We start from the raw sequence: 25,548 nt of genomic DNA on the forward strand, positions 1-25,548 counted from the left end.
TGCGCACGCTCAGCTGGTCGCCTGGTTCGATGTCGATCAACACCGCACCCAAGCCCGGCACGTGGTAGCGCTCCATGCCGGGCAGCAAAAGCCCAGGCTGAAGGATCAGGCTCGGACGCGGAGGGCCCGACACCACCTCAGGATAAACCGTCGCAACCATCATCGCCTCCTCGCAGCACAGCCATCGCTCAGCTTAACAGCCGGCTGTGAACCAGTCCGCCAAGCCAGGTGAAAATCCCCGCGCAGGATGTGAAAAATTGTAACTGGCTACTGCACCTCGAAGGTCGGCTTGAACCACGCCGGGGCGAGCGAGCGCTCGAGGTCGAGCGACTGGACATTGTTCCTGTCGATCACCTCGACCGGCGGCCCGACATGGCGGTAGCGCAGCGTACCTTCGATCGCCCGGATGGCCTGGTCGATGGCGATACGCCCCTGCAGCGGCGGCGAGTCGGTCGGCGCCGCCACCACCTTGCCGCGGTTGATCTCGCGGAACGTGCCGTGGGTGAAATAGTCGGCCAGCACCTGGACGTGGTTGGCGCGGCCCTGGGCCCTGAGGATGCTGACCGCGGCATCGGCCGTCGGCGCGCTGCCGACGATGTAGTCGATGTCGGGCTGGGCCTCGAGCATCTCCTCGATCAAGAGCAACTGGATCTCGACGCCGGTGTCGCCCCATTTGACCGCCGCGATCTCGGCCGAGCTCTGCTTCAGCGCGCGCTGGAAACCGGCCTCGACGAACTTCACCCAGCCGGCACCCTTCGGCCCGGGAAACCAGGCGACGCTGACCGGCATGGTGCCGGCCGGATGCAGCCGCGCCAGATAGGCGCCGATGGAGTGGCCCATCTCTTCCCACGAGACGCCCGATTTCGCCGCAATGCCGGCGTCGTCGATGTCGTTGACCGCGGCGATGACAGGGATGCGCCTGGCGATTTCCCTGATCGTCGGCGTCAGGCCCTCATAGGACACGGTGCCGACGATGAGCGCGTCGGCAGTGGCGCTGCAGGTACGGATCTGCTCGATCTGGCGGTCGAGATTGGGATAGCCGCCGGCCTCGACCACGGTCAGCTTGACGCCGGCCGTGCGCGCCTGCTCGACCATGCCGTAATTGACGCTGACCCAGTAGGAATCCTTGAGATGCGGATAAGATGCGCATATCCGCCACGGCTTGGCCGCCCTGGCGACCGGCTGGTAGTCGATCGTGACAGGCTTTCGCGAATAGTCGAATGGCGGCTCCCAGGCGTTGAGCTTCCATGTCGTTTCCGCAGCAACGGCGGAATGGGCCAGGACGCACGCCACAAAGGTCGTGGCAACCAGGTTCAGGCTTCGGCTTGGGGCGGGGGCACGCATCATGTTACGCTAATGCATGACCCCGAAAATCAAAATCGATTTTCGGGCAGGATCATGCCCCATGCAAAGTTCGACAGCGTCGCATTGCGCGTCCAATCGGACACGCAGCACTGGAGACAGCTTCCGCTTGCCGCGCAAACCATGGTTATATGAGCCATGCTTCATAGGTTCGGCATCGGCGGGAGGCTGTTCCTCGCCTTCTTGTGCATCACCGCACTGTCCCTGACATCCGGCATCGTCAGCTGGCTGATCCTGCGCAACATTGCCGATGCGCAGGCGGTGGTGAACGCCCAGGCCCTGCCGGCGGTGGCAGCGACCCAGCGCACCGCCGAGCTCAGCGCCAAGCTGATCGCCACCGCCCCGGCCCTTGCCGCCGTCACCTCGCGCGACGGTCTGCTTGCCGAACAGGCCAAGCTCGCCACGCTGTCGCAGGAGATCGTCAAGTCGCTCACCGAAGTCCGGCGCCTGTCGATCGACCCCGAACTGGTCGAGGCCTTCGCCGGCTCGGTCGAAAAGATGCTGGCCAATCTCAAGCTAAACAACGAGCTGGTGCGCCAGCGCCTCGATGAGGACAAGGCCTATCGCGACGGCGCCGAGGCGGCGACCTCGGCGGCGCAGTCGGTGCTGCTTTTGTCGGAAACGCTGATCTCCAACGCCTCGGCCGGCGCTTCGGCTGTGACGGCGAGCCTCTACGGCCTGATCGGCGAAGCGGGGCGCCGCGAGGACGCCTATATCGCCCTCGACCGGCTGATCGAGCACGACATCTACCTGATGGAGCGCATGTATGAACTGCGCCACCGCAGCGCCCAGATCAGCCTGCTGATCAACCGGCTCGGCCGCGCCGAAACCCGGGCCGAGATCAACGAGATCAGCGGCATCTTCCAGGACCACGTCAAGGTCATCCGGCGGCGCATCCTCAGCATCGACGACCCCGTCCGGCGCAAGCAGGGCATGGAGTTCTTCGGCGCCATCGAGGCGGCGGCCGGCGACGCGCCGGTGTCAGGCTCGATCTTCGGCCGCCGCCAGCGCGTCATCGACCTCGCCGGCAGCCTGGACGCGATGGCCGAAGCCAACCGCGATCTCGCCGTGACGCAGAACCAGATCGCCCGCAACATTCTCGACCGCTCCGACGAGTTCGCCCGCACCACGGCCGAACGTGCCGACAATGCGGTGCGCATCGGCGTCATCGTGCTTGTCGTCACGCTGCTTGGCGCCATCCTCGCTTCGGGCGCCATCGTCTGGTTCTATGTCGAGCGCAATCTCGTGCGCCGTCTCAGCGGCCTGTCGCGCGCCATGCAGCGCCTGACGGCGGGCGATCTCGACGTCACCGTCACCGACAGCGGCGACGACGAGCTGCGCACCATGGCGGTCGCCGTCAACCAGTTCCGCGACGAGTCGCGCCGCCGCCTCGAGCTGGAGCAGGAGCGCGCCCGCATCACCGACGAGCTCCGGCGCCACCGCGAGGAGCTGCAGCAGCTCGTCGAGGAACAGACCGAGCAGATCAGGCTGGTCAACACCCGCCTGCGCCAGGAGGCGATCGACCATGACGAGGCGCGCGCCCGCGCCGAACAGGCAAGCAGCGCCAAGTCGGCCTTCCTGGCAACGATGAGCCACGAGATCCGCACGCCAATGACCGGCATGCTCGGCATGATGCGCCTGCTTGCCGACAGCAGGCTGGGGCCGAAGCAGCGCGAGCACCTGTCGGTCGCCGCCAGTTCGGGCGAAGCACTGCTCGGCATCCTCAACGCCATCCTCGACTACTCCAAGGTCGAGTCGGGCAATGTCGGCGTCGACAAGATCGATTTCGACCTCGGCAAGCTGGTCGGCGGCGTTGTCGCCTTCATGCGCCCTATGGCCGCCGAAAAGGGCCTCGACCTCGGGCTGGTCCTCGACCGCAAGCTGGCGCAAGCCTTCACAGGCGATGCCGGCAAAATCCGCCAGATCCTGTTCAACCTCGTCAGCAATGCCATCAAGTTCACCGAGCACGGCCAGGTCCGTGTCGACGTCACGGTGGTCGCCAACCGCAAGGACATGCAGACCTTGCGCCTCGCCGTCACCGACACCGGCATCGGCATCGCGCCGGAGCGCCAGCAGGACGTCTTCCAGCCCTTCACCCAGATGGATGCCTCGATCACCCGCCGCTTCGGCGGCACCGGGCTTGGCCTTGCCATCAGCCGCGAATTCGCCAGCCTGATCGGCGCCGAGCTGCAGGTCGCCTCCGAGCCCGGTGCGGGCAGCACCTTCTCGCTCGACATGTCGCTGCGCAAGGCCAAGGCCGCCGAGCTTTCGACTGAAAAGCAGCGCCGCTCGCGCAAGGCCAAGCCGCCATCCTGCAACATCCTGGTGGTCGAGGACGACGACGCCACGCGGCTGGTCTCAACGACCGTGCTGGCCAATGCCGGCCACCGGGTCAAGGCGGTCAGCACAGGCTATCTCGCGCTCGAGGCGATCGCCGACTTCCGGCCCGATCTCGTCGTCATGGACGTCAGCCTGCCCGGCATCGACGGCATCGAGACGATGAAGCGCATCAGGCAGGCGCTTGCGGCCCCCGACCTGCCTGTTGTGGCGATGTCGGCGCATGTTTTCAAGACCGACATCGCCCGTTATCTCGATGCCGGCGTCGACGCCTTCGTTGCCAAGCCGATCGTCCACGAGCAATTGCTCGACGCTGTCGCTTCGCTCGGTGGCCCCACCCTGCCGCCACAGCAGGCCCATGACGCAGCGGCGCTCGACGTCGCCGCCTTCAAGGCCGATATCGATGCCCTGGGCTCCGAGACGGTGCGGCGGCTGCATCGCATCGCCCATGACAGCCTGCCCAGGCGCTTCCAGGCGATGCGCGACGCCGTCAAGGCGGATGATCGCGAAGCCTTGCGCGACCTCGCCCATGCCACCCGCAGCACCGCCGGATCGCTCGGCTTCCCGCGCCTGCTGCAGGCAGCCGAGACGCTCGAAACAGCGGCGGCACAAAGGCCGGCAAGCGAGCTCAGGCAGATCGTCAGCGCCTGCGAAACGGCCTTTGGGGAAGGCTCGCGGCAATGGGAAGAAATGTTCGGGGAAAAGACGCTCGAAGGCAGTGCCGCCCCCGTCCACCCGGCTTAGGAGTCCTACGGGAGAGCCGTGGCGCGCCCGTGCGGAGCAGCGTCTGGTGCAAAGAAGTAACCCTCGCCATGGGCGGTGACGATGATGCGCGGGGTGCGCGGGTTGTCGCTCAGCTTCTGCCTGAGGCGCCTGACCAGCACGTCGACGGTGCGGTCGCTGGCATCCCATTCGCGCCTGGAAATCTCGTGCAGCAGCCGCTCCCGCGACAGCACCTGGCCGGGATTGGCCGTCAGCACCGACAAAAGCTTGAACTCGGCCCCGGTCAGCTCGACGAAGGTGCCGTCGGCGGCCTGCAGCGTGCGCCGCGCCACCTCCAGCGTCCAGCCATGGAACTGGCGCGAGCCTGAGGCGACAGGCGGCTGCCGGCCCTTGCCGACGCGGCGCAGCAGCCCCTTGACCCGGGCGAGCAGCTCGCGGTGCTCGACCGGCTTGGTGACATAGTCGTCCGCCCCGATCTCAAGCCCGACGATGCGATCGACGGTATCGGTGCGTCCGGTGACCAGGATGATGCCGACGTCGGATCGTTCGCGCTGCTCGCGCGTCAGCCTGAGGCCGTCCTCCCCCGGCAGGTTGATGTCGATCATCAGCAGATCGGCCGGATGCCTCGACATGATGGCACGCATCTGCTCGCCGTCGCCGGCCTCGCTGACCTTGTAGCCTTCGGCCAGGAAATAGCCGGCAAGCTTGGCCCGCGTGACCGGATCGTCCTCGACGATCACGATGTGATGTTGAACCCGCATGCCATCTTGTCCTCCCGACTTTGTTGACATCATTTCACAAGTCGGCCCGCACCGGCAACGAGCTTGCAGCGCTCGCATGTCCGAGGCAAAGCGGCAACGTCGCGAATGCTGCACTGCCTGAGGGATGAAACGAGCCGGCGGCGCAACTGTAATGCGACGCCGGCCTTCGCCATCACGGCCTGGATTCTGCCACGTCAGCCTTTCCTCGCCGAGAAGCAAGGCAGGACGTCTTCTGCGAAATATGGCTCCTGATTGACCCAGAACATGTAGCTGACCTTGAGGAAATCCTGGGCAAAGGCATGGAGGACCGGCACCCGGTTGGTGCGCTTGGCCACCACATTCGTCGAGCCCGTCTCGCCGACATAGTTGCCGTCCTGCACCGCAATGCCAAGCGGCACGGTGAACTTGCCTTCATGCATCATTGCCAGGGCATGGTTGAGCTGACCCTTTTTCATATACATGAGATCGGGAGCCCCCATGCCGAGGCCGATCTTGTCGCCAAACTCATAGATTCCGCGGAGATATCCCTTGTCCTCCCAAGGCAGCCATTCGCCCGGCATGAAGTTGGCGTAGAGCATGGTGGTCGAGGTCGGGAACGCCGTTTTCATGGCACGCATGTTGGATTTGAGCGCCGCAACATATTTGTCCGGGGTAAAGGACCTATCCGTCTCAGGCGAAACCCCGATTGCCGTTTCCTGCAGGTTGATGCCTTCGATCACGCCGTCGAACTGCTTGCCAAGTGCGGAAAGAAGTGCCGCAAAACGCAGCTGGACCTTGGCGTTCCATCGCTTGGCGACCCAGCCTTCGACAGCCCCCCCGTCGGTGTATTGCGCGGTGACGCCGCCATCATAGTCGCCCGTCAACAGATAGTCGGGCACCGGCTTGTACTCGGGCGAGAAGGACGCTTCCTGCAACTGGATGAACAGCCGCTTGCCATGCCTGGCGAGATAGTCGACGTCGGACTGGATCAACGAGAAATCATACTGTCCTTCAGTCGGTTCGAGCTGGCGCCACGCATACATGATCTGCGCGCCGACAAAGCGATCGCTGGTCAAGAAGGCATGGTCGCGGATCGCCTCGCGATCCCGGCTGAAATAGACGAAATGTTCGATCTTGTCCGCCGCCAGCGGGCATGCCGCGCCCGTATACTGCTTGTAGGCATTGGCATATCGATTGGCGGGATTATCCCCTGCCATGGCGGAGCTGGCGGCAATCGCGGCGCCAAGCGCCAAGACAAGACCGAGAGAACGTTTCAATTTCATAGGTCTACCCCTAGTGGATCGAGGCCTGCAGGCCCGTTGCCCTCCATTGTCTAGTTTTCGGGCGAGCTGGTTTCGACCTCGAAGTGGTGCAACCCGCGTGCAGATTCTGTGCAGGCGACAGGAACTAGTCGAACGCGATCTCGAAAACGGCGCCGCCGATATTCGCGACTGGCGTCAGGCGCGCTCCATAAAGGTCGAGGATGGCAACCACGATGGCCAGGCCGAGGCCGGTTCCACCCTCTTCCCGGCGCGTGGTGAAGAACGGCTCGGCCAGGCGGCCAAGGTCGATGTCGGCAAACCCCGTACCATTGTCTGAAAGCCTGAGGATCCGTCCAGCCCAGACCAGCTCGAGCCTGGTCGCCCCATGGTGGCGCGCATTCTGTGCCATATGCGAAAGCACCGTTTGTCCATGTGCAACCGACAGCGGCAGGACGGCATCCAGCGGAGCCAGGCTGATATCGAGCTCGGCAATCTCGGGCAGCATCTCCCTGATCCGACCGGGCTTGCCGCGCAAGCTCTCGCGCGACCTCGTCATGTCGCGGAGCTGGTGCAGCAGCAAGTCCATCCGCTGCCCCTGGGCCTTGATGGTGCCGATCAGGCTGTGCTGCGCTTCATTGGACAGGTGGCCATCCTCGAGAAGCTCGGCAGCACCCATGATCGAGGTAACCGGCGATTTGAGCTCATGGGTCACGTGGTTGGTGTAGATGCCGATTTCCTTGCTGCGCCGCGACAGCGTGCCCGCCATGGTGATGACGGCCTCGCCGAGTTCGGCAATCTCCCGCATGCCGTAATGGCCGAGCGGAGCAAGTTCAAAATGGCCGCCACCGGCGACAGCTCTCGACTGGTGGCGCAGGGCGCGGATCGGCCGGAGCATCGTCCGCACCAGCAAGGTTCCAACGACAGCGGCGCTCAGCAACGTCACCGCGACCAGGACGCTGAAGGCGATGCGCTCGCCGGCGAAATACTCCGTCAGCCCTGGCGCGGTCCTGGACAAGTAGACCGCGCCGATAACCCGATTCTGGCTGATGACAGGATAGGCAATCAGCACCCGGAAACCTGTGCCTCCGCCAAGCGCTGCCAGGCGAAACCGCGTGCCCGCGTCACTGCGCCAGCGCAGTGCCGCCCCGACATCGCCTTGCAGCGCCTGCCGAACCTCCGGCACCGCGGCAAAACTCGCCGGCTCGCGGGCGAGCAAGTCGATCCCTTGATGGTCGAGGAAAACGACAGTCGAAAGCGTCGTACGGCTGGCATTGTCGGCCAGGGCACTCAGCCCCGGCGCAATCCTAAGATATCGCGGATCGAGCCGCTCCGTGGTGGGCACGGGATCGGGGCGGACAGGCTCGACCACATCCTGACGCAGGTTCAGCAGCGGTCGAAAGGTTCGTGACGCCGCACTCCAGAATATGCGCTTGGACGGTGGCAGATAGTATCCAGGCAGGGACCCTTCTGCTTCGGGCGACCCGGCCTCGATAGCCACAACATAGGCCCCGGCATAGATCGCCGCCTGCTTGATCAGCGAAGCCTCCGTCTCGTTGACGAGCCGGTTCGTTCCGATCTGCAACGCCAGCGTCGCCACGATCGGCACCGCAAGCAGGCTTGCGCAGACAAGCGCCACCACCAGCGACATTGACGGCCGCCATTTCCGGGCTATCTGGGTCACGCGGTACAAGGTCCAGCGATGCAATTGCCAAGCCGCAGCCCCACCCCTCTCACCGTTTCGATCACGTCGGCGTAACCAAGGGCCGCGGCCTTGGCGCGGATGTTGCGCACGTGACTGTCCACTGTACGCCCCGACAAGGTGTTGTTGCCGCCATAGGCCTTGTCGATCATCGCCCCACGGCCAACGACGATGCCGGGTCGGGCCGACAGGATTTCCAGCACCGAAAATTCCGTTGCCGTCAAAGCCAGATCCTTTCCGGCAAGGGCGCAGATGTGGCGTTCGCTATCGAGCGTGAGGTCGCCGTGCCTGGTGATGCCAACTGCCTGCTTGCCTCGTGCCAGTATGGCCTTGATCCGCAGCAGCAGTTCGCGCGGCGAGAACGGCTTGCTGACATAATCGTCCGCCCCAAGCTCGAAGCCTACGATCCGGTCGACTTCGTCGTCATGCGCGGTCAGGAAGACGATCGGAACATGTGAGCTGGCGCGGATGGCCTTGCAGCATTCGACCCCGTCCATGACAGGCATTCCAATGTCCAGCACCACCAGGTCGGCTTGGTGTCGCCGCAACTGCTCCAGAGCCAGGCGCCCGTTGGCCGCCTGATGGACATGCATGCCCGCCCGTTCCAGCGCAATGCCGATCACGTTGCGGATATCCGGGTCGTCATCGACAACAAGAATGCTGGGGTTCATAGCGCGATCACCACGGAGACATGCCACAAGATGGCCGAACCAGCTCCTTTTATCGGAGCGGGCGTCTGCAAGCCAAGACCTGGTTGCAGGCCAAGACATTGTTTCAGGCCAAGACATTGTTGCAGGTCAAGACCGGGGCGGTCCGGCAACCTCCGATACAAAAGCGCGAAGATGATGGCGCTTCTGCGCTGGCCTTGTGGCTCTCAACCGGAAAACAGCCGGCGCGTTTGGTCGTGCGACCCGCCCCATTAACATCATTTCACAAGTCGGCCCACGACTTTTACACCCCGACCGACACCGGTTCACTTCTCACCGCTATGTTTGCCGGGCTGGAGCGGAAAAGGCATCGGCCCATAGAGGCCAACATCCAAAACTCCACGGGAACGATCGCAACTCAAAACAATGGGAGCTTCAATGAGCAAGTTCACGAAGTCCGCAAGCATGGCCACGATCATGGCGTTTGCGGCCGGCACGGCGTTCGCCCAGGATTCCACCGACGTCATCAAGATCCCGACCCACAACTGGTCGAGCCAGATCGTCGGCGCCCACATCGTTGGCAAGCTGCTCGAAAAGGGCGGCGCCAAGGTCGAGTATGTCTCCGCCGACAGCCAGGTCGTCTACACCGCTTTGTGCGAAGGCGACGTCAGCCTGGTGCATGAGGTCTGGGAAGGCGCCTTCGGCGTTGCGTTCCAGAAGGTGGTCAAGGAGGGCTGCGTCGTCGATGCCGCCACCCATGATGCCAAGACCCGCGAAGAATGGTGGTACCCGACCTATGTCGAGGAAGTCTGCCCCGGCCTGCCCGCCTGGGAGGCGCTGAACGCCTGCGCCGACAAGTTCGCCACGGCAGAGACCGCGCCCAAGGGGCGGTTCCTCGGCGGTCCGGTCGACTGGCTCAAGCATGACGCCGAGCGCGTCGAGGCCCTTGCCATGAACTTCGAGGTCGTCAATGCCGGCTCGTCGGCGGCACTGTGGGCCGAACTCGAATCCGCCTTCAAGCGCAAGGAGCCGATCGTCCTGTTCAACTGGACGCCGAACTTCGTCGAGGCGCTTTATGACGGCAAGTTCGTCGAATTCCCGGCCTTCGATCCCAAGTGCAAGGACGATCCGGCCTGGGGTTCGAACAAGGAACTGTCCTATGACTGCGGCAACCCGAAGGATGGCTATCTGAAGATCGCCGCCTGGAAGGAATTCCCGACCAAGTGGCCCAAGGCCTACGCCATCCTGCAGAAGATCAACTTCTCCAACATGGACATCGCCGTGCAGGCCAAGCTCGCCGACATCGACAACATGGAGCCCGAGGCGGCCGCCGACAAATGGCTGGCCGACAACGAGGCACGCTGGAAGGCCTGGCTGGGTTCCGCCAGCTAATCCCGGCATCCATCCGTCCCGTCATGGCGTCGTGACGCCCGCGCAAATGCGGGCGCCACCGCCGCGCATACGCAATCGGCCCCCTTTGGCGAGAGGCAGACCCGACATGTCCGAAGCAAAAATCGCATGCCGCAACCTTTGGAAGCTCTACGGCTCCGATCCCGCCGGCTTGCTGCGCCGCAACCACAACAACCCCTCCATCGAAACCATCAGGGCCGAAGGCTACGTCCCCGCCGTCCGCAACGTCTCGTTCGACGTGATGCCGGGCGAGATCCTCGTCGTCATGGGCCTGTCCGGCTCGGGCAAATCGACCCTGCTGCGCTGCCTGGCACGGCTGATCGAGCCGACGTCGGGCGAGGTCATGTTCGAGGGCCGCGACATCCTCGCCGCCAGCGAGCGCGAACTGATCGAACTCAGGCGCCACAAGATGGGCATGGTGTTCCAGCATTTCGCGCTGCTGCCGCACCGCACCGTACTCGACAATGTCGCCTTCCCGCTCCAGGTCCGTGGCACCGACCGGCACAGCCGCGAGGCCCGCGCCCGCGAGGTCATCGAACTCGTCGGGCTGAAGGGCCGCGAGGCCTATTATCCGCGCGAACTCTCCGGCGGCCAGCAGCAGCGCGTCGGCATTGCCCGTTCGCTCGCCGTCGGCCCCGACGTCTGGTTCCTCGACGAGCCGTTTTCGGCACTCGACCCGCTGATCCGCCGCGAGATGCAGGACGAATTCCTGCGCCTGCAAAAGGTGCTCAACAAGACCATCGTCTTCATCACCCACGACTTCGACGAGGCGATTCGCGTCGCCGACCGCATCGCCATCATGAAGGACGGCGTCGTCGAACAGCTCGGCACGGCGGAAGAACTGGTCACCTGCCCGGCCACGCCTTACGTCGCCGAGTTCACCCGCAACGTCGCGCATGACCGCCTGCTGTCGGTGCGATCGATCATGGCGCCCGCATCCGCCCGCACCCCCGACGCGGCAGCCGTCCAGGCCCAGGCGCTGCTCGCCAGCGTCGCCCGCCAGGTGCTGTTGTCGGAACGCCCGGTCGACGTCGTCGACGATGGCGGCGTCCTTGTCGGCACGCTGGCCCGTAACGGCTTGATCGACGCCCTCTATGGCAAGGAGGCGTGTGCATGAGCGCCGCGACACTGCCCCGCCAGGAGTCGATGGAACCGCAGACCCAGCTTGCGTCGATGACCAGGCCGCTGCTCGTCATATTGCCTTTCGCCATCCTGCTGCTGGCCGCCTCCGTGCTGCCCGACTGGGCGGTGCAGGTGCCCAAAGGCTGGACCATCCCCTTCGTCGACTGGGCCAACACGGTCATCGGGCACCTGCGCGACGACGCCATCTTCGGGTTGTTTTCGTTCCGCGACCTGACGCGCGGCATTGCCGAGCTGATCACCTGGCCGCTGGCCTTCGTCGAAGGCCTGCTGGTCGCCGGTTTTCCCAAGCTCGGCATCGCCGCCATGCCCTGGGTGATGACCGCCGGCCTGTCGGGCGTGCTCGGCTGGTATCTGAAAGACTGGCGGCTTGGCGCCCTGGCGGCAGGCTGCGTCGCCTACATGGCGATCTTCGGCAAATGGGAGCTGTCGATGATCACCTTGTCGGTGGTGCTGGTCGCTGCCCCCATCGCTGGTCTCATCGGTTTCGGCATCGGCATTCTCGCAGTCAAGAAACAGTGGTTCGAAGCGCTCATCGTGCCGCTGCTCAACGTGCTGCAGTCGCTGCCGCATTTTTCCTACCTGATCCCGATCGCCGTGTTCATCGGCGTCGGCCACAAGGCCGGCACCATCGCCACCGTCATCTTCGCCATCCCGCCGATGGCCCGCCTCACCATACTCGGTCTCAAGGGTGTTGCCGAAGAGGTCCGCGAGGCCGGCAAGATGGCCGGCTGCACCCGCTTCCAGACCTTGTGGATGGTCGAGATCCCCGCCGCCCGACAGCCGCTGCTGGTCGGTGTCAACCAGGTCATCATGCAGTGCCTGGCGATGGTGGTCATCGCCTCCTTCGTCGGCGCGCGTGGCCTTGGCCACGACCTTTTGTTTCGCCTGCAGGCGCTGAAGATCGGCCAGGCGCTGGAAAGCGGCGTCGCCATCGTGCTGATGGCAATCACGCTCGACCAGCTGAGCCGCGCCGCCGCCCATAAGCAACCCGCACATGCAGCAACCGACGCCACCTTGCTCGAACGTTTCCCGTTCCTCGCCGCAGCGCTGGCCGTCATTGCCGCCTCGCTGCTCTTGGCCGCAATCACGCCCTACGCCCAGGCCTGGCCTGCGGAGCTCGCGCTGAGCACCGCACCGTTCTGGGACGCGCTGGTCGACTGGATCACGCTGACGCTCTATGACCCGCTGCAATATCTGCGCAACGCCATGCTGCTCTACGTGCTGATCCCGATCCGCGACCTGTTCCAGTCGATCCCGTGGACGGCGATGGTAGCACTTGTCGCCGCCGCCGGCTGGTCGCTCGGCGGCCTCAGGCTTTCGCTCACCGTCTCCGGCTTCGTACTGTTCATCGCCTTTGCCGGCTACTGGGAGCGCTCGCTGATCACCGCCTATATGGTGACGGTCGCGGTGCTGCTGTGCATCGCGATCGGCCTGCCGATCGGCATCTGGGCCTCGCGCAGCGAACGCCGCACCGGCATCGCCAAGCTTTTGTGCGATACCTTCCAGACCTTTCCGTCCTTCATCTACCTGATCCCTGTCATCATGCTGTTCAAGGTCGGCGACGTCGCGGCGATCTCGGCCATCATCATCTATGCGATGATCCCGATCGTGCGTTACACCATCTTCGGCCTGCGCAACGTGCCGCAGGAAATCGTCGAGGCCGGCATCACTTCGGGCTGCACGCAAAGGCAGCTGCTGTGGAACATCCGCATGCCGCTGGCTTTCCCCGAGATCATGCTCGGCATCAACCAGACGATCATGTTTGCGCTGTTCATGGTCATCATCGCCGCCTTCATCGGCACCAAGGACATCGGCCAGGAGATCTTCCGCGCGCTGACCTTCAACGATGCCGGCAAGGGCCTCGTGCTTGGCCTCTGCGTCGCCTTCATGGGCCTGACCGCCGACCAGCTGATCACGGCGTGGGCGACGAAGCGCAAACAGCGGCTCGGTCTGGCGTAGCAACCATCAGTTGGCGAACAAGCTGCGTCGGGGCCACCGGCGTATTTGCCTGGATCGTCGATGGCGCGGTCTCAACCAGTCGGCCCTGAGGCTCGTCAGTTCGACATGGCGCTTCTGCCGCCGTGATCGCGGCTGCGCTATGCGCAGCCGCGCCGGCACGAAGGCATCGTCACTGAAGATCAGTGCGGAAGCTGCATCGGTCACTGACAACCAGTGTGATCTGATTATCATCCATGTTGTCCTTTTTTGTCCGGTCTTTGTCCGGTGAATGGCTGGAGTCCCCCGACACAAGGTCTAGGATTGCGGCACACCATGGCTCACGGAGTGTCCAGAAATGACCGATACCGCGCTACTTGTCATCGATGCCCAGGAAAGTTTCCGTCAACGCGCCAACTGGGCGGAGGTGGATAGCCCGACCTATCTCAGGAACCAGCAGGCGCTTATCGATGGTGCAATTCAAAAGGGCTGGAAGATCGTGCGCGTGTTCCATGCCGAGCCAGAAGGCATCTTCTCTCTCGCCTCGGGTTTCGTCAGGCCGCTTGCGGAACTCAAGCTCGACAAGCCCGACCTCGAGTTCTTCAAGTTCAGGCATTCCGCCTTCGTCGGCTCGCCGCTTGAAGTCTACCTGATCGAGAACGGCATCCGTCGCCTCGTCATTTCAGGCATTCGCAGCGAACAGTGCTGTGAGACGACCACCCGCCATGGGTCGGATCTCGGCTGGCAGGTCGACTACGTTACCGAGGCGACCCATACAATGCCGCTGACCGATGCGGCCGGAAAGACCTGGACGGCCGAAGAGATCAAGGCCCGCACGGCAGCCGTGCTCGATGGACGCTTCGCCCGCGTCTGCACGATTGCCGAAGCTCTGGCCGGCGAGACGATGGCTGCCGCGGCATGACAGTGCCGCGTCGGGTTCCGACCTATGTGGTACTGCCGGCGCGGACCTTGCTGCTCGATGTCGCGGGGCCAATGGAGGCCCTGCGCTATGCCAATCGGCTGCAGCCCGACGTGCAGTTCGACGTCACCTATGTCGGCGCATTGCCAGAGGTTACGACCTCGATCGGGCTGCGTGTCACCGGCATCTCGCCACTGCCCGAGACCATCGAGCCAGGTGCGATGGTCGTGCTTGCAGGTGACACCGACGAGCCGATGGACGCGGGCCAGCCGTTCGAGGCAGCCGATGAAGGCTCCGACGAACTGGTCCAGTGGCTGCGGCGCAGCTTGAAGCCAGGCATTTTGCTCGTGTCGATCTGCTCGGGTGCTCTCCTGGCGGGGCGAGCGGGGCTGCTTGACGGGGTCAAATGCACCACGCATTTCACCGACTGCGAACGTCTCGCCCGGATCGCGCCTTTGGCCAAGGTGCTGGAGAACCGGCTCTATGTCGAGGATGGCGAACGCTATACCAGCGCCGGCATCACCGCCGGTATCGATCTGATGCTGCATATCATCGGCCGGCTCACCAACCAGGCGGTCTCCGCCGCCGTGGCAAAGTCGCTCGTCGTCTATTTCCGCCGCCTCGGAACTGACCCACAGCTTTCGCCATGGCTGGAAGGCAGGAACCACATCCACGCGGCCATCCATCGGGTACAAGATGCAATAACGGCCGATCCGGCGCGAGACTGGTCGCTTACAGCATTGGCCGACATCGCCATAACCAGCCCCAGGCACCTCAGCCGACTGTTCAACGATCAAACCGGCATGAGCATCCCCAGTTATCTCAACCGGCTGCGCGTCGCACTGGCCCAGCAGCTTCTGAACGAGACGAGGCTCGACATGGAGCGGGTTGCAGAGCGCGTCGGCTACAGCTCGAGCCGGCAGTTGCGTCGCGCCTGGGGACGGTTCAATGCGACCCCGCCGAGTGCCCTTCGGCGGGAGGTCGCCTATCCACCTCACCTGCGCAAAAGCTGAGCCTCCGCGGCATGCAATCGGCAGTCCTGCCAATGGCACTGTTTTGGGCGCGCATTCCAGACCTCGCCATCTCAGCCATGCGAGAAGACAATCAGATCCTTTGCATGCGACCGCCGGCGCGGCATGCGCAGCCCATCTGTTGTCATGTGGCTGATCGGATCAGTCGCTCGTGGAAAAGCCGGTCTCACAGAAGCTGATGATGTCGTCTATCAGGGCGCTGTTGCTGACGTGATCCTGGATATCCTCGAGCCCGGGCATGCGACGGGCATTCGGATCGAGGTCAGCAACGATGTGCAAGATGGCGCCGCGGATATATTCATAGCGCAGCGCGATCTGCGCCTCACCGAGCTCAGGCGCCGCCCGCTGCAGCATTCGGCGGGATAAGCGATGGAGTTCGTCGAACTGCTCGGCGAAGATTTCATTGGTCAAGGCTCGCGGCAAAGCCTTGGTTTGCAGCATCAGGCGGATCGCCGCGCGCCCCCCGCGCTCGTCGAGGCTGAGCTCGACAAGCGGTGCCACGATCGCGCGGAGCACGGTGCGCAGGGTTGGCTGCGGGTCGCCCTCACATGCCTTCATTGCCCCCAGGCGCGCTGCGTTCAGCGGGCCGAGGCATTGCTCGAGCGTCAGGCGCAGCAATTCGTCTTTGGAGCGGAAGTGATAATTGACCGCCGCAATGTTCGCCCCCGCCGCCCGGGTGACTTCCCGCAGCGTGGCCGCATCGAACCCACGATCGGCGAACACGAAGGTCGCCGCATGCAGCAATGCACGACGCGTGTCGCGATCGTCGTGCCGGCCGGTTCTGTCTTCAGCTGCGTCCATACCACCTCATAGCCGAAAGCCGGTTTGCGTGCTGCTCTCATCGGCGTCAAATCTGAGGATATGTACCCGCGGAGCCTCGGCCACCGGTGCCGCGTTTCGATCTGGAAGTACGCAGCCGTGGCCACCAGTCAGCGCGCCAGCCGGTAGCCGTAGGCCCTGTCGAGCTCGAGTTCGCGCACGATACGGATGCCGTCTTCAAGCAAGCTGGGATCAGCGGCCCGGAGCGGCTTGCGCAGCGGTCCCGCCGGCAGGCCGACCGCTGCCATCAGCGACTTCATCGAAACCGGATTAACGGCTGCATAGGCAAAATGCAGCATCGGCAAGTTGCGCAGCCAGGCCGAGCGGCAGGCGAATGCGTCTTCGCCTGAAACCCATGGCTTGGAGATGATCGCCATCTCGCGCGGGATGATGTTGCCAGTCATGTTGGCGGTGCCATGGCCGCCCAGCGCCATGGTCGGGATCACCAAGCCGAGATTCGGCGAGCAGCAGCACATGACCGAGATGTCGAGATCGGCACGGCAGACCTGGGCTACCTGGCCGACGCGCGTGGTCGATTCCTTGAGCACGACCATGTTCGGATGGGCAGAGATGCGCTGGATGTCGGTCCAGTGCAGGTCCGTCTTGACGCGCGGAGGATTGTTGTAAAAGCCGATCGGGAAGTCGACCGCATCGCAGACCTCCAGAACATACTCGACGATCGATTCATTGTCGGCGCAGATGTAGGAAGGCGCTGCAATGATGGCGCCGTCGCCGCCTTGGTTCTTGGCATAGCGCACCAAATCGATCGTGCCCTGGGTGTTGGATCCCGTGCAGCCGAAGTAGAGGAGCATGTCGCCGCGCGGCATCTTTGCCGTTTCGGTGATGATCATGCGCCGCTCTTCGGGGGTCAGCATCGAGACCTCCCCGGTCGAACCCATGATCAGGATCGCCTTTGTGTGGTTTTGCCGGTGAAAATCGAGCAGGCTGCCAAACCCGGCCAGATCTACCGAGCCGTCGGCGTTCATCGGCGTGATCAGCGCCACGAACGACCCATCTGGTTTTTTATGCACGACAGCCTCCAGTGTCCGGGACACCCAGCCAAGCCGAGGTGAACGCCCATTTGAAATGCTTGTTTCAAACGTATGTTTGAATCTTGAGGACGCATTGTCAATGGCACGGGCACGTCGCGCTCGCCCATCACCAGTCGTTTGGGCTGTGACGCAAGGTTGCATGACATGACGAAGCTTAAACGGCGTTCGCCATGATGCGGCTGCTCCAGGGCGTCAGAGATTGGACAAAAGCTTCATCGCCTCGCGAAAGAGTATGCCATCCCGATCGGCCAATGTCTGACTGACCTCGAAATGATTCTGGCCCTGGACGAGGAGCAAGTCAGCTGGCTTGCCGGCTTCAACCAGGCCGGCATGCAGCGCTCTTGCCTGCCGGCAGTATTCGTCAGTTTCGGCCTCACCATAGGCGACGGCAAGCGGGCAGCTGATGCGCTTGAGATGGCGCATCGGGCTGAACATGTGCACCTCCTCATTGCTCAGCTTCAAATAGGCCCCACGCGCGCTCAGCATCGCCCCTTCCAGATCATAGGACCCGCTGGCACACATCGCGGCCTTCACCATGCCGGGCGCAATCTGGCTATCCGTTTCGGCAGTCAGGGCAGATGCGACGAGATGAGCACCAGACGAATGACCGATGGCCAGCAGCTGGTTGGCATCACAGCCAAGCTCGGCCGCGTGATCCGACAGCCAGCCGATACCGCGCTGAACCTGCCGCACCATATCGGGCAGGCGCGCGTCGGGAATGCTGGCGAAGTCGAGCACCGCGAAATTCACCCCGGCGGCCACGAAAGCCTCGGCAGCGAAGGCGCTGTCGAGGCGGTCGAGCGTTCGCCATGCGCCGCCATGGACATAGACCACCAGCGGCGCGCCCGGCTCATTGGCACAAAACAGGTCGATCCGGTCGAACCCGCCGCAGCCGTAAGTGAGGCTCCGGCACCCCAGTCGCTGATGCGCGGCCAGGCTCGCCGCACGATACCAGGCAATGATCTCGCTGGCGTTGGCCGCCCAGGCGCTCTGGTTGTAGTTCAGGTCGAGCCGTTCCTGATCGTAGTCGAGAAAGACATGTTCGGCGTTCTGCTTGTTCATGGCGGGCTTTCGGGACTGCTGGCTCTATCAGGCGGCTGGCCGGCTCACAGTTGGCGGTGGACGATGCGGCCGTCGACCACCGTCAATTCCGAGCCGATCTGCGAAACCATCTCGGCGGCACAGCTCAGCGGATCGGCCGACAACACGGCAAGATCGGCCAGTTTGCCAACCGTGATGCTGCCCTTTTCCGCCTCCTCGAAGGTTAGTGCCGCACCGCCAAGGGCTGCGCATTCAAGCGCTTCTTCGCGCGTCAGCGCCTGCTCGGGCGCGATCAGCGCGCCTAGCCGGTCGCGGCGGTTGACGGCATGCGCGATGGAATGAAACAGGCTGAGCGGGACGTTATCGCTGCCAAACGAGATCGGCACCCCGGCATCGCGCAGCGCGCGCAAAGGCACGATCTCGCCGGCGCGCTCGCGCCCCAGTTTTTCGACCAGTTCGCTGCCGCGCTTGTAGAGATAGGCGCTGAGATGGGTGGTGACGGCGAGGCCGAGGCCGGCGACCTGCTTGACCTGGTCCGGCGTCAGGCTGACGATGTGGCCGAGCACCCATCGCTGACCGGAGATCGGTGCGATATCGTCGACCTCGGCAAACAGGTCGAGCATGTTCGGCAGGATGCCGACGGCGCGGATGCCATTGCGCGCCGCCTCGACAAGGACCGTCTTCAGCGCGTCGCGCGGCAACGACGAATTGTAGTGAAAGCCGGCCCAACCGGTCTGCGGGAAGGCCGCGCTGCGCAGCTCGCGCTCGACCGAATTGTCGATCTCGCCATACAGGGCGGACATGGCGAGCCACTGGTCGCCAAGGCCACGGCCGGCCAGCCAATGGCCCCATGATTTCAGCAGTGCACGGCAGTCTTCCGGTGAGGTCGAACCCCATGCCGGGCTGAAGATCATCGCGGCGCGCACGGTCTGCCGGCCCGTCGCCCGAACATCGCGATAAGCGTCGAGCACCTCCGAGGCGACACCGTGCCCCTCGAACACGCTCGTCGTGCCGGCGCGGTTATAGGCCTGCATCGAGGCAGCGAGTGCCGTCACGCGCTCGGCCGGGCTGAAATGCGGCGCCTGCCGCATCAGCGACAGCTCGACGACAGGCATCTTGTTGGTCTCGATGAAAATGCCGTTCGGCTCGCCGGTCGCATCGTCGCGGCAGATCTCGATCGAACCGGTCGGCGCAACTGTCGCCGCGTCGATGCCGGCCAGCTTGAGCGCGGCGCTGTTGGCGATCGAGACCAGCGGCAAGGTCGAGCGCCAATAGCCCCAGATCGAGCGGATATAGACCGGATTGTCGGGGGCCGCGCGATCGAGATCCCAGCGATCGGGAAAGCGGCCTTCGGCAATGCCCGACAGCACATCCTCATAGCTTGGCGGCTCGCCGATCGGCATGGTCACAATCCACTCGCCCGGCTTTTTGGTAGCGGCTATTGCGGCGATCTTGTCGACGATGTCCTCGATCGACCGGCACCCCGAAAGCGACGGCAGCGTGCTCTTGAGGCCTTCGCGATCCATATGGGCGTGGCCGTCGACAAATCCGGCAACGACGGTTCGTCCGGCCAGATCGATGATCTCGGTATCAGTCGTTGCCAGCGCTGCAATTTCAGCCGATGTGCCAAGTGCGGCAATGCGCTGACCGGCAATCGCCACAGCAGCGTGAATGCCGTCGTCAGCGACGACCCTGCCGTTGAGCAGCACAAGCGTCGGGCTGCAATTGGAAGAAGCGGTGGCCATGGGCGTCCTCGAAGAATGTATGCTTGTTGTCGTCACAGTGTCGGTTTCGGGCGCGACAAAAGACGCGCACGCCAAGGTTTCAGCCAACTGCCGGCATCGGGATCAGCCGGTGAAATCGACCGCCACGTAGACCTGCTTGGTCAGCTCGATATGGGCGCCGAGCAAGGAGACTGCGCGGTCGATATCGTGATCGAGCGCCGCGTTCATCAACTCGGTATGCGGCTCGAGCGCCAGCGCATCGCGCAGCGCCTGGTAGGTGGTGCTTTCGCGCCATTCCGGCCCTTTCGACGCAGCAAGGCCGGGCGTGATTGCCAGAATGCGATGATGCCGGCGCAGTTGATCCTTGATCTGCATGTAGAACCGCATCAGCCATTGCGACTTGCTTGCCGAAAGCAGTGCCAGGTGAAACGCTTCGTGACGCTCCTTCCAGTCGCTGATGACCTGCTCTTGCGGATTCTCGACCGGGGGCTTGCACCGCGACAGGCGGAAATGCGCCGCCACCAGCGCTGTCTCCCACGCCTCATCGCCATTGGCGATGGAGTCCGCCAGCATGGGCAGTTCGATCAGCCGGCGTGCATTGGTCAGATCGGTCAGCTCTTCCAGCGAGACCGGCGCGACGGTGTAGCCCTTGTTGGCGCTCGAGATGACAAGATATTCGGCCTCCAGCCGCGACAGCGCCTCGCGCAGCGGCGTCCAGCCAATGCCGTAGGCGTCTCGCATCGCGCCGAGCTTCAGCGGCGTGCCCGGCATCAGTCGGGTTTCCAGAATCTCCTGGCGCAAGGTGCGATACGCGAATTCCGTCTTGGTGCCGACCTCGGTCTCGTCCATGCGTCCCCCTCATATAATCTGGATGGTTATATATAACACCGCAGCGGAAGTCGAATTATATATATCTGTTGACAGCTTCGATAATCAGAAGAATGATCGAAGCCGATAGGTTTCGCATATACGAAGCCCATGGCGACGACAGCAGAGGCACGATGAACCAGGCAGTATCCGTGAAGGTGGCAAGTGTGCCGCTTGAGATCGAGCAGCGCGACGCGGCCGACCCGCTGCGCCATTTGCAGGCGCGCTTCCATCTTCCGCAGGGCAAGGTCTATCTCGCCGGCAATTCGCTCGGACCAGCGCCCGTGGCCGCTTTCGACGACATCGAGGCTGCCGTGCGCAAGGAATGGGCCGAAGGTCTCGTCCAGAGCTGGAACGATGCCGACTGGTTCTCGCTTGTCGACACGCTGGGCGACCGCATCGGCGCGCTGGTCGGTGCAGCAGCAGGACAGACCGTTGCCTGCGACTCGGTTTCGATCAACGTGTACAAGGCGCTCCACGCTGGCCTGTCGCTGCGCCCGGGCCGCACCACCATCGTGGCGGAGGCCGGCAGCTTCCCGACCGATCTCTATGTCGCCGAAGGCGTCGTCGCCGGCCGCCCTGATATCAAGCTCCTGCTTGAAGGCGTCGATGCCGACAACATCGAGGAGCTGATCGACGAGCGCACCGCCGTCGTCCTGGTCAACCATGTCGACTACAAGTCCGGCGAACTGCGCGACATGGCCGCCCTCACCAGCCGCATCCACGCCGCCGGCGCCATTGCGATCTGGGATCTTTGCCACAGCGCCGGTGTCATCGCCGTTGAGCTTGACGCCTGCGATGTCGATCTGGCCATCGGCTGCACCTACAAGTACCTGAACTGCGGTCCTGGTGCGCCTGCCTTCATCTATGCCGCCAAACGCCACCAGGCGACGCTGCGCCAGCCGCTTTCGGGCTGGTGGGGCCATGCCGCGCCGTTTGCCTTCGAGGTCGGCTATCGCCCGGACAATGGCGCGCGGCGTCTGTTGTGCGGCACCCAGCCGATCCTGTCGCTGCGCGCGCTCAATACCGGTCTTGCCGCCATCGAGGACGTCGCCATGGCCGACATTCGCGCCAAGAGCCTGGCGATGTCGGACCTGTTCATCGACCTGGTCGAGCAAACCTGTCGCGACCACGGCGCCACACTGGTCACCCCCCGCGACCACGCCATCCGCGGCAGCCAGGTCTCGATCACCTTCGAAAATGGCTACGCGGTCGTACAGGCACTGATGGCGCGCGGCATCGTCGGCGATTTCCGCGCGCCCGACATGATGCGTTTCGGCTTCGCGCCGGCCTATCTCAGCTTCGCCGACGTCTACCGCGCCGCCGATGCCTTCAACGACGTGATGACATCGGGCAGCTGGCGCGAAGAGCGCTTCAACAGGCGCCGCGCCGTCACCTGAAAGTCCGGCGCGCCCGGTCGAAGCGCGCCGTCTCATACCGGTCGAACCGGAGCACGCCGTCCAAGGGGGGCGGCGGCAACTCTCCGCAACCCTTGGCCACAGTGACCAAGGGCAAGCCGGAGTACCAAGGGAGGGAAATCCAATGAACAACCTGCTCAACAACGGGCTGGCTGCTGCCATGCTTCTGGCGGCTGCTGCCGGCGCAAGCGCGCCGGCACAGGCAGGCGCCACCATCGACGCCATCCGCCAGCGCGGTGAAGTCGTTTGCGGTGTTTCCACCGGCATCGGCGGCTTCTCGATCGCCGACAGCTCGGGCCAGTGGACCGGCCTGACCACCGATTTCTGTCGCGCCGTCTCGGCGGCGGTGCTTGGCGACGCCGCCAAGGAAAAGTTCGTGCCGCTCAGCCCCCAGCAGCGCTTCACCGCCCTGCAATCGGGTGAAGTCGACATGCTGACAACCGTCGCCACCTGGACGCTGACCCGCGACGCTTCGCTCGGCCTGCTCTATGCCGGGGTCTATTTCTATGACGGCCAGGGCTTCCTGGTGCCTAAGTCGCTTGACCTCAAGGGCGCGCTCGACCTCGACGGCGCCTCCATCTGCACCGCCACCGGCACCACCAGCGAGCTCAACCTCGCCGACTACTTCCGTGCCAACGGCAAAAAGTTCACCCCTGTCGTCTTCGAATCCCAGAACGAGGCGCGCGCCGCCTTCTTCTCCGGCCGCTGCCAGGCGTTCTCCGCCGACATGTCCTACCTGTCGTCGGTTCGCGCGTCAGACGCGCCCAACCCCGACGAATGGGTAATCCTGCCCGAAATGATCTCCAAGGAACCGCTCGGTCCCGTCGTCGGCCGCAACGACCTCGAATGGTACACGGTTGCCAAGTGGACGCTGATGGCGCTGATCGAGGCCGAGGAGAAGGGCATCACCCAGGCCAATGTCGATCAGATGAAGGACAGCCAGGACCCGACCATCCAGCGCCTGCTCGGCACCTCCGGCGACATGGGCGAAAAGCTCGGTCTCGACGCCGGCTGGGCCTATCGCGCCATCAAGCGTGGCGGCAACTACGGCGAGATCTTCGAACGCAATGTCGGCCCGAAGACGCCGCTGCGCATGGAGCGCAACGCCAACGCCCTGTGGACGCAGGGCGGCCAGATGTACGCCCTGCCCGTGCGATGAGCCGATGACCGGCGCATCTCATTTTATGCGTTTGGCGGGAGGCTGGAGCGATCCGGCCTTTCGCGCTGTCGCCACCCAGGCCATGGTGCTCGCGCTCGTCGCGGGCATCATCGCATTCCTTGCCATCAACCTGATCGGCAATCTCGAAGAGCGTTCGATCCGCACCGGCTTCGGCTTCCTCTGGCAGGCCTCCGGCTTTGAAATCGGCCAGAGTTTCATTGCCTACAGCGCCAGCTCCACCTTCGCCAAGGCTCTGCTCGTCGGCCTGCTCAACACGCTGGTCGTGGCTATCCTCGGCATCGTCTTGTCGACCATCGTCGGCACCATCGTCGGTGTTGCCTCGCTGTCGCGCAATCCGCTCGTCAAGCCGCTGGCCACCACCTATGTCGAGCTCGTCCGCAATGTGCCGCTGCTGCTCCAGCTTTATGTCTGGTATGCGGTGCTGACCCAGATGCTGCCGGCCGCATCCGCTGCGCCGCAGCTTCTGCCGGGACTGTATCTCGCCAAAAGCGGCCTGCATTTTCCCATCCTGCATTCCGGCGCGGGCCTTGTCTTTGGCGCGTTGATCGCCGGTGCCGCTGCCGCCCTTGCCTATGTCGCCTGGTCGCGCCGCCGCGCCGACCTGACCGGTGCGCCCGCCTTGCTGTGGCCGCGCGCCGTGCTGCTGCTCGGCCCAGCGATAGCCGCGCTGCTGTTCCTCGCCGCCTCAACGCCTTTCGACGTGCCGGAGCCGACACGCTTCGGCTTTTCCGGCGGCGGACTGGTCACGCCTGAGTTGACCGCGCTGCTGATTGGCCTGTCGCTCTACAACTCTGCCTTCATCGCCGAAATCCTGCGCGCCGGCATCATGTCGGTCAGCCGCAGCCAGTCGGAGGCTGCAGCCTCGCTCGGCCTCAGCCGCGCCCACACGCTGCGCCTGGTGATCATGCCGCAGGCGCTCAAGGTCGCCGTGCCGCCGCTCGCCAGCCAGTATCTCAACCTGGCCAAGAACACCTCGCTGGCCATCGCCATCGGCTATCCCGACCTGATGTCGATCGGCAATACGATCATCAACCAGACCGGCCAGGCCATCGAGGTCATCGCCATCCTGATGGCGGTCTACCTGACCATGAGCCTGTCGATCTCGGCGTTCATGAACTGGTACAATGCGCGTGTCGCGCTGGTGGGGATGAAATGAGCGCAGCCGTTCCGAAACTGCGCCAGCGCCTGTTCGGCTCCGTCGGCAACTCGCTGCTGACGCTGGCCATGGTCGCCGCATTCGTCATCTATGTCCCGCCGCTGCTGCGCTGGGCCTTCATCGATGCGACATGGGTCGCCGCCGCTCCCGATGTCTGCCGCGCCAATGGCGGTGCCTGCTGGTCGTTCGTCCACGAAAAATATCGGCTGATCCTGTTTGGCCGCTACCCCTATGCCGAGCAATGGCGCCCGCTCGCTGCCTTGGCACTCGCCATCATGCTGGTGCTTGCCAGTTGCTCGCTGCGCTTTGGCTGGCGCACCGTCGTCGCCGGCTGGGCCATCGGCGTCACCGCCATCATCGTGCTCATGCGTGGCGGCGCGCTTGGCCTCGAATATGTACCCACCGACCTGTGGGGTGGCCTGCCGCTGACCGTCTTCCTCGCGCTCAGTGGCATGGTCGGCGCATTCCCGCTCGCCGTCGTGCTGGCGCTTGGCCGGCGTTCTCGCCTGCGCGTCGTCAAGTCGATCTGCGTCGCCTTCATCGAGATGGTGCGCGGCGTCCCGCTCGTCACCGTGCTTTTCATGGCCTCGTTCATGATTCCGCTGTTCCTGCCCGGCAAGGTCCAGGTCGACGCCTTGTTGCGCGCGCTGGCCGCCATAACGCTGTTCAGCGCCGCCTATCTCGCAGAAGCCATTCGCGGCGGCCTCCAGGCCGTTCCCGAAGGCCAGGAACAGGCAGCCGAAGCGCTCGGCCTGACCTACTGGCAAACGTCGCTGCTCGTCGTCGTGCCGCAGGCGCTGCGCCATGCCATCCCGGCAATCGCCAACCTGTTCATCGGCCTGTTCAAGGACACTTCGCTTGTCGGCATCGTCGGTCTCACCGACCTTCTGCTTGCCACCAAGCAGGCGCTGGGCGACCCACAATGGCGCAGCTTCGCGCTCGAGGGCTACATCTTCGTCGCCCTGATCTATGTCGCGTTCTGTTTTTTCATTTCGCGCTACAGCCGGTCTCTGGAACGAAGGCTGCAGCATGATCGAAGCTAGCGACTTCGAGCTCCGTTTCGCAGCTTGGCGCGCCCTTGGC

General features: G+C 64.1%; 20 protein-coding genes. 10 read left to right on the forward strand and 10 right to left on the reverse strand.

The annotated features are described in order from the left end of the window. Positions 1 to 267 precede the first annotated feature (267 nt). Positions 268 to 1,347, reverse strand: coding sequence for a TMAO reductase system periplasmic protein TorT (gene torT / locus IHE39_RS26885; RefSeq protein WP_246485648.1), 1,080 nt, complete (start codon positions 1,345 to 1,347; stop codon positions 268 to 270). A gap of 153 nt (positions 1,348 to 1,500) precedes the next feature. On the opposite strand from torT, the gene torS reads away from it, so the two are divergent. Continuing rightward, positions 1,501 to 4,443 (forward strand): TMAO reductase system sensor histidine kinase/response regulator TorS, encoded by a 2,943-nt coding sequence (gene torS / locus IHE39_RS26890; RefSeq protein WP_192568648.1) that lies wholly within the window; start codon positions 1,501 to 1,503, stop codon positions 4,441 to 4,443. Between the two features lie 5 nt (positions 4,444 to 4,448). Here torS and torR read toward each other — a convergent pair whose 3' ends face one another. From torR to IHE39_RS26910, 4 genes are all read right to left on the reverse strand, one after another. After that, a complete protein-coding gene (gene torR, locus IHE39_RS26895) occupies positions 4,449 to 5,183 on the reverse strand; it encodes a two-component system response regulator TorR (RefSeq protein ID WP_192568649.1) in 735 nt (244 codons plus the stop codon). 194 nt (positions 5,184 to 5,377) lie between these two features. Further along, positions 5,378 to 6,445 (reverse strand): hypothetical protein, encoded by a 1,068-nt coding sequence (locus IHE39_RS26900; protein WP_192568650.1) that lies wholly within the window; start codon positions 6,443 to 6,445, stop codon positions 5,378 to 5,380. Positions 6,446 to 6,569: 124 nt separating this feature from the next. Next, positions 6,570 to 8,105: a histidine kinase dimerization/phospho-acceptor domain-containing protein gene (locus tag IHE39_RS31010; RefSeq protein WP_192568651.1), complete on the reverse strand. Its 1,536-nt coding sequence runs from the start codon at positions 8,103 to 8,105 to the stop codon at positions 6,570 to 6,572. Continuing rightward, positions 8,102 to 8,794, reverse strand: coding sequence for a response regulator transcription factor (locus tag IHE39_RS26910; RefSeq protein ID WP_192568652.1), 693 nt, complete (start codon positions 8,792 to 8,794; stop codon positions 8,102 to 8,104). Before IHE39_RS26910 ends, IHE39_RS31010 begins: the two co-directional genes overlap by 4 nt. Positions 8,795 to 9,208: 414 nt before the next feature. Here IHE39_RS26910 and IHE39_RS26915 point away from each other — a divergent pair, with 414 nt between their 5' ends. From IHE39_RS26915 to IHE39_RS26935, 5 genes are all read left to right on the forward strand, one after another. Beyond that, positions 9,209 to 10,162 (forward strand): ABC transporter substrate-binding protein, encoded by a 954-nt coding sequence (locus tag IHE39_RS26915; RefSeq protein ID WP_246485649.1) that lies wholly within the window; start codon positions 9,209 to 9,211, stop codon positions 10,160 to 10,162. Between the two features lie 106 nt (positions 10,163 to 10,268). After that, positions 10,269 to 11,297 (forward strand): quaternary amine ABC transporter ATP-binding protein, encoded by a 1,029-nt coding sequence (locus IHE39_RS26920; protein WP_192568653.1) that lies wholly within the window; start codon positions 10,269 to 10,271, stop codon positions 11,295 to 11,297. Beyond that, positions 11,294 to 13,282 (forward strand): ABC transporter permease, encoded by a 1,989-nt coding sequence (locus IHE39_RS26925; protein WP_192568654.1) that lies wholly within the window; start codon positions 11,294 to 11,296, stop codon positions 13,280 to 13,282. The genes IHE39_RS26920 and IHE39_RS26925 overlap by 4 nt, the downstream gene beginning before the upstream one ends. A 334-nt stretch (positions 13,283 to 13,616) precedes the next feature. Then, complete coding sequence (locus tag IHE39_RS26930; RefSeq protein ID WP_192568655.1) at positions 13,617 to 14,180, forward strand: cysteine hydrolase family protein; 564 nt, start codon at positions 13,617 to 13,619, stop codon at positions 14,178 to 14,180. Next, a complete protein-coding gene (locus IHE39_RS26935; RefSeq protein ID WP_192568656.1) occupies positions 14,177 to 15,190 on the forward strand; it encodes a GlxA family transcriptional regulator in 1,014 nt (337 codons plus the stop codon). The genes IHE39_RS26930 and IHE39_RS26935 overlap by 4 nt, the downstream gene beginning before the upstream one ends. 159 nt (positions 15,191 to 15,349) lie before the next feature. Here the strand turns inward: IHE39_RS26935 and IHE39_RS26940 are convergent, their stop codons facing one another. The 5 genes from IHE39_RS26940 to IHE39_RS26960 all read right to left on the reverse strand — a co-directional run bounded on the left by IHE39_RS26940 (position 15,350) and on the right by IHE39_RS26960 (position 20,693). Beyond that, a complete protein-coding gene (locus IHE39_RS26940; protein WP_192568657.1) occupies positions 15,350 to 16,009 on the reverse strand; it encodes a TetR/AcrR family transcriptional regulator in 660 nt (219 codons plus the stop codon). A gap of 128 nt (positions 16,010 to 16,137) precedes the next feature. Beyond that, positions 16,138 to 17,058: a dihydrodipicolinate synthase family protein gene (locus IHE39_RS26945; protein ID WP_192568658.1), complete on the reverse strand. Its 921-nt coding sequence runs from the start codon at positions 17,056 to 17,058 to the stop codon at positions 16,138 to 16,140. A gap of 213 nt (positions 17,059 to 17,271) precedes the next feature. After that, positions 17,272 to 18,141, reverse strand: coding sequence for an alpha/beta hydrolase (locus IHE39_RS26950; protein WP_192568659.1), 870 nt, complete (start codon positions 18,139 to 18,141; stop codon positions 17,272 to 17,274). Positions 18,142 to 18,185: 44 nt separating this feature from the next. Continuing rightward, positions 18,186 to 19,865 (reverse strand): amidohydrolase, encoded by a 1,680-nt coding sequence (locus IHE39_RS26955; RefSeq protein ID WP_192568660.1) that lies wholly within the window; start codon positions 19,863 to 19,865, stop codon positions 18,186 to 18,188. 102 nt (positions 19,866 to 19,967) lie between these two features. Beyond that, positions 19,968 to 20,693 (reverse strand): GntR family transcriptional regulator, encoded by a 726-nt coding sequence (locus IHE39_RS26960; RefSeq protein ID WP_115734446.1) that lies wholly within the window; start codon positions 20,691 to 20,693, stop codon positions 19,968 to 19,970. A 152-nt stretch (positions 20,694 to 20,845) separates the two neighbouring features. Here IHE39_RS26960 and kynU point away from each other — a divergent pair, with 152 nt between their 5' ends. The 4 genes from kynU (at position 20,846) to IHE39_RS26980 (ending at position 25,508) form a co-directional block, all read left to right on the forward strand. Continuing rightward, positions 20,846 to 22,111 carry a kynureninase gene (kynU, locus tag IHE39_RS26965; RefSeq protein ID WP_192568661.1) on the forward strand — a complete coding sequence of 422 codons (1,266 nt, stop codon included), beginning with the start codon at positions 20,846 to 20,848 and terminating at the stop codon, positions 22,109 to 22,111. 142 nt (positions 22,112 to 22,253) lie between these two features. Further along, positions 22,254 to 23,288: an amino acid ABC transporter substrate-binding protein gene (locus tag IHE39_RS26970; RefSeq protein WP_184770799.1), complete on the forward strand. Its 1,035-nt coding sequence runs from the start codon at positions 22,254 to 22,256 to the stop codon at positions 23,286 to 23,288. 25 nt (positions 23,289 to 23,313) lie between these two features. Then, the gene (locus IHE39_RS26975; protein ID WP_210322410.1) at positions 23,314 to 24,465 is read left to right on the forward strand and encodes an amino acid ABC transporter permease; all 1,152 of its coding nucleotides are present in this window, start codon (positions 23,314 to 23,316) and stop codon (positions 24,463 to 24,465) included. Next, on the forward strand, positions 24,462 to 25,508 hold the full coding sequence (locus IHE39_RS26980) for an amino acid ABC transporter permease (protein WP_184770803.1): 1,047 nt from the start codon (positions 24,462 to 24,464) through the stop codon (positions 25,506 to 25,508). The genes IHE39_RS26975 and IHE39_RS26980 overlap by 4 nt, the downstream gene beginning before the upstream one ends. Positions 25,509 to 25,548 lie beyond the last annotated feature (40 nt).

Origin of the sequence: Aminobacter carboxidus (assembly GCF_014863355.1) — a bacterium.
In the GTDB taxonomy this organism is placed as follows: domain Bacteria; phylum Pseudomonadota; class Alphaproteobacteria; order Rhizobiales; family Rhizobiaceae; genus Aminobacter; species Aminobacter carboxidus.